Raw genomic sequence first — 4,866 nt, forward strand, 5'->3', positions numbered from 1 at the left:
GGTATCGGTAATGCGCTGGCCGGTATTGCTTTCATTGACGACTGCGGTACAGAACTGACGGGCACGCTCGAAAGTCAGCGACGGGACTTCCACCCGGCGCCAGCCACCACGGCTTTCCAGGTACAGCTCACCCGGCTGGTTGATGCAGATCTCGGTCACATCGGGTGACGCCATGAAATCCCGGACGCCCAGTACCTCGTACTGGTAATCCAGGAATTCATTCGAGACTTTAGCTACGACTTCTTCATCCATGTGCTATCAGGCCACCACAGTTAGTACATCAGGACAGTTAAGAAACAAGATCATCAGAAACGTGCGACTACACCGCTGAAATCGACATCTTTGGCGACATAAACCGTAAGCACCGTGCCCTGGTTGATCGTTACTGTCGCCGGACGATTGGCTGCGCGCTGAACGGCTTGCCCAGAAAGTGTTTGCAACGTTTGTGCCGTGTTGCTCTCATACGGAGTTTGCGTGACGACACCATTGCTTACGGTGGTGTTCTTGGGGCCATGCTCCGCGGCTTCATACTTGAACGCATCGCTGAGGATGCTGATCAGGAGTGCAGCACCGATGCGGCTGCCCCAGTGTGCGTTGTAGTAGCCCGGATGACCGGCGCCACCGAGATTGTCGACGCCAGGGCTGGCCATATTCACGTCGATGCCGGTTGGCGTGACGATGCGGTCCCAGATCACCGCAACGCGGGGACCATTGGGTTCCGACTCGTACTTGCCTAACACCTTGGAGCCTTTCGGCAGCAACAGGCGCTTGCCGGTGAAGGAGTACACCGGCTCGGTCACTACGCAGGAGGTGAAGCCGGGGATGTCGGTGATGATCCGTGTCTCGAGTACGCAACGGATGAATGTGCCGCGCATCATCAATGTGTCGGGGTTGGTCAGCGGCTCGGCCGAGGACACTTGCGGCAATGCTTTACCCGAGTAAGCGTTATTGATGGGGACGCCTGAGCCAGGCATACCAGGCATGCCTGGCATACCCGGAATGCCGCCAGGCAGCATCTGCCCGTAGGGGTTCTGCCCACCGGCCATTGGCATGGAGCCACCTGGGCCGGCGGCTTGTGCTGCCGATTCGCCAGTCATCATGCGGCGCTGGACCAGGGTCGGTCCGCTCGGCACCTGTGGCATCGATGCGGGCGTCCTTTCCTGGACGGTCGGCAACGGTGGTGGCAGGGCAAGCGGTATCGCTGCGGCTGGCCGTTGTGGTTGTCGCGGCAGCTCCTGGGGCTTGGGAGCCTCCGGGATGTTTACCGTTTCTTCGCGAGGCTTCTGTGCAGCCTCGGAATGGTTGGTCGCGCCTCTCAACATCCAGAAGGCGGCCAGCAGCAACAAGGCGACAATGCCGGCAAGAAAGCCCAGCGCGCGGCGATTCATCCGGCGCAGGTCATTTGACCTCAGTAGTGGCGCGCCAGCATCCAGATCGGGTGCAGGGGCCTGCCGGTATTGCGCCGAATAGGGGTTGCTGGCCAACGCATCATGGGCATCATGCGGCGGAAGATCCCCGTTCGCGGGGCCGTCACCAGGCGGATTTGGAATATTCGAGCTCACTTTTGGATGTTCCTTCGCAGGCCCACAACATTGTCATCATGACGAATGACCAGATAGGGATAGGTGCCGTGCACAATGATCGTGCTGCCCTCGACGGTGGTGTTGACCACCGAATCCTCGCCATGCTCGCGTTCACGCATATAGACGGTGGGGAAGTTCCCGGTGGGGAACTGCTTCATGTCACTCATCTTGATATAGGTGAACTGGCCATCGTCATAAACATTGACGGGCACCAGCCAGGGCGCAGTGCTGCGACGCATTGAGTAGTCGTAGTTGAAGTTGTAGCTACGGCCCTTGACCAGCCCGGTATTGAGTTCCGGTGCCTTGGCCGCCTTGCTCGCCTCGGTCATGAAGCTGGTATCGGCGGGATAGGTGAAGGCGATCTTGTACTGCACACCTTTTTGTCGCGCCTGCTCCAGCGTCTTCCAGTCCGTGGCGACCACTTTCAGCTCGAAGATATAGGAGTGCGTCGCCGTGCGAATCATCATGTTGGTATCGACATCGACGTTCTTCGGTTTGAGATAGAACACGTTGTCGCGGCGAGTCAGATCCCAGCCGCTGCTGAAGCCGGTGCTGAAGTCGAGAATCTTTTCGTTCGGGCTTAGCTCGATCTGGGTCGTGATGCCTAGGCCGGTACGCACCTGATAAATGTGATCGGGTTGGTATTCGTAAGGCTGCACGGCTTGCGCAGTAGCGTTATGCGCGGCACCGGCGACGACAAGCCCCAAGGTGCTGGTCAGCAGGGTGAGTTTGCTTGGTCGGTTCATCAGCGACGTGCTCCTCTTGCAGCGCTTCCCGATACGGGGGCAGGCGCCGCTGCCGGGGTCAAGACTTCAGCACCACCACGCTCGGGGATGGGCGATTGCGGAATAACGCCGGGCTGCAATGTCTCATTGGCGCTGGCGCTTGATGCGGGTACGACCCCTGCTGTCGGCGCTGGCGCCTGCGGGGTGGTATCGGGTGCGTCATCGGACGATGTTTCGTCAGACGGTGAGGTCGCATAGTCGTTGTCGACTCGATAATTGGTGACCTGGAAGCCAAGTGGATTCTCGATCCGGTACTGATCGTCCATCTTCAGATTCGGCTTGTAGGTGAACTCGATCGTGGCAAGCTTGCTGTCCATCGGCTTGCTGGTACCGGATTCTTTGTTGTACAGACTGCGCTGGAAACGGACAGTGGCTCCCTTCGGCGTGAGATTCGGACCACTGCCAATCAGCACGATGCTGAGGATCTTCACGCGTATCGCTTGAGCCCGGCCATAGGTCTTGAAGGGGCTATTGGGATTGGCTTGCGAGTGCAGACTTGTATAACCGGCGGCGACGCTGGGCGACGCCATGGTCAGCACCGTATTCCAGTCGCGCAGGTTGATCATCGCCACGTCATAGGACTCGCGAGCGAGTACGAAGTGAGCGATGTTGCTGCGATTGAGCGCTTCGCTACTGGTGATTCGGCGGTTGGTGAAGTCTTCGGTAAGCCGCGATACGGTGCTGGTGCCGGTATAGGCGTCAGCCATCACGATGTAAGGCACTTTTTCCTTTAGCGGCAGCATGTAGAAATAACCGCCTGCAAGAATCAGCGACATCACGATGGCGGCAAAGGTCACCCACCATGCACGGCGCTCGCTACGCCTGGCGAGGTCGGCAACGGTGACTTCGAAATTGGCCGATTTCGAGACTGCGTCATCAATTTTCTGTGAAGATTTTTTCTTTAACATCAGCGAAAACCCTGATCGGCTATCACAACGTTGGTCCTTGTCTTCATCATGGGGTGCTCGCAGGTGCAGCGGGCTTCGATGCGCCCGTTGTTTCTTTATTGGTCGTGGTATCAGGGCTTGTGGCGGTCTCAGGGCTGGTCGCGCTGGCCTGGTCCACGAGAATCTGTCGGTCGTTGACGACGACAGATACGCCTTGTGACGCGTAAATAGCGCTCAATTCCGCGGCTGCTGCCTTGATGTTGGGCGTGTGGATTTGAGTGACTGGTTTGTAGAGCGTGAAATCTGAGTGAAGTTGGTACGAAAGCACCATGCCGGTGTCCTTCGACCATCGGGTCAGCATGGTTTTCAGCGTGCCATCCATGGGCGCGGCAAAAAACGTATACGGCTGCGCCAGAGGTATTTCCGTCGAAGCGTCCTGGAAGTGGTTTACCGGTTTCCAGGTGCCACGAAAATCTTTGGCTGCAGGCGTCCCACATCCCGTCAAAGCGAGAGCTGCAAGCATTGAAGTGCCCATGAGGGCCCGAGCTAAAAGAACCTTCTTCACGTCATACTCACAAAATGAAATTGGAATGCTTAATTCGCGCGGAAAACCTTGGTTTTCGTGGCGCACGCGAAATCCTTGGACACGCTAAAGGTCGCCTTCCGCTAACGGAGGCGTTAGATCAATCAGCTAGCAAAACACCGCTTTCGGACGTGATTGCGATGGCTTGAGAGATGCAGGAAAGCAGCCAGCGAGATGCTCGCTAATAGTTCCCTGTCTCGTCGTGGCTCTGGTGGGCCGTATTAACGCCCACGAGGTACTAGATTTCGATTCCATTCCTACTCCCTGTCTAGACTGCCTTTAACTGCTGCCCAACACCCTGTTGACACGGTTCCATGCACGTTCGAATCCCAAGCACGCGCAGCGCTTGTTCTTTCAGGTGACGCAAAAAGTGAACATGGCCCCTAGGGGTGGTACAGACCCCTGCCGGCCGATTCTGACGCAACGTACTCAGTTCTGCCAGTGTAAGACACTAAACTTTGCATACTGCATATTGATTACTTAGACACAAATTATGTCAAGGAACAATGTTATAGCGCATACGCCAGAGTATTTCGTAAGTTACTTCGGCTTATTTGTTGCTTCGCAGCGTGAGCTCGTAAAAAACGGCTAATCGTAAGCTTCAGTGGTGGATCGGCTGATGGCCATCGATGCGCCAGCATTAAGTGAAGTCAGTATGCATGGGGTATGTCGCACCAATAGAGACTATTAACAATGGCGCTCGAATTTCGCCATGATTGCTGTTGTTGGTATATGGTGCGGCAGATGCATTGCAACGCTTCCGGCGTGGCCTTCTCAGTATGCGTCGAACGCGTTTCGCCACCAGCTCATCCGGGCGTTGTCAGCGGCGCCGTCATAGCTGACGACATCGAAGCGGCAGTTGCTTTGCGCATAGCGCGAATGGGCGGCCAGCCATCCTTGCGCGGCGCGGATCAGCTTGTCTTGTTTGGTACGCGTTACTGAGGCGGCTGCATCGCCGTGACTGGCATGTTGTCGGTAGCGCACTTCGACAAACACCACGGTGTCGCCTTCGCGCATGACCAGATCCA

The 4,866-nt window shown here is 56.8% G+C and carries 5 protein-coding genes and 1 pseudogene; all 6 read right to left on the reverse strand.

Annotation, left to right across the window (positions count from 1 at the left end):
• A pseudogene (locus OUZ52_RS22300) lies at window positions 1-252 on the reverse strand (P-type DNA transfer ATPase VirB11); the annotation flags it as partial.
• A gap of 53 nt (window positions 253-305) precedes the next feature.
• The gene (locus tag OUZ52_RS22305; RefSeq protein ID WP_266160795.1) at window positions 306-1,562 is read right to left on the reverse strand and encodes a TrbI/VirB10 family protein; all 1,257 of its coding nucleotides are present in this window, start codon (window positions 1,560-1,562) and stop codon (window positions 306-308) included.
• Window positions 1,559-2,329, reverse strand: coding sequence for a TrbG/VirB9 family P-type conjugative transfer protein (locus tag OUZ52_RS22310; RefSeq protein WP_266160796.1), 771 nt, complete (start codon window positions 2,327-2,329; stop codon window positions 1,559-1,561). Before OUZ52_RS22310 ends, OUZ52_RS22305 begins: the two co-directional genes overlap by 4 nt.
• A complete protein-coding gene (locus OUZ52_RS22315) occupies window positions 2,329-3,276 on the reverse strand; it encodes a VirB8 family type IV secretion system protein (RefSeq protein ID WP_266160797.1) in 948 nt (315 codons plus the stop codon). Before OUZ52_RS22315 ends, OUZ52_RS22310 begins: the two co-directional genes overlap by 1 nt.
• 46 nt (window positions 3,277-3,322) lie before the next feature.
• Window positions 3,323-3,886: a hypothetical protein gene (locus tag OUZ52_RS22320; protein ID WP_266160798.1), complete on the reverse strand. Its 564-nt coding sequence runs from the start codon at window positions 3,884-3,886 to the stop codon at window positions 3,323-3,325.
• A gap of 726 nt (window positions 3,887-4,612) precedes the next feature.
• A partial coding sequence (locus OUZ52_RS22325) for a YraN family protein (protein WP_266160799.1) occupies window positions 4,613-4,866 on the reverse strand: 254 nt, incomplete at its 5' end.

The organism is Dyella silvatica, from assembly GCF_026283955.1.
GTDB lineage: Bacteria > Pseudomonadota > Gammaproteobacteria > Xanthomonadales > Rhodanobacteraceae > Dyella_C > Dyella_C silvatica.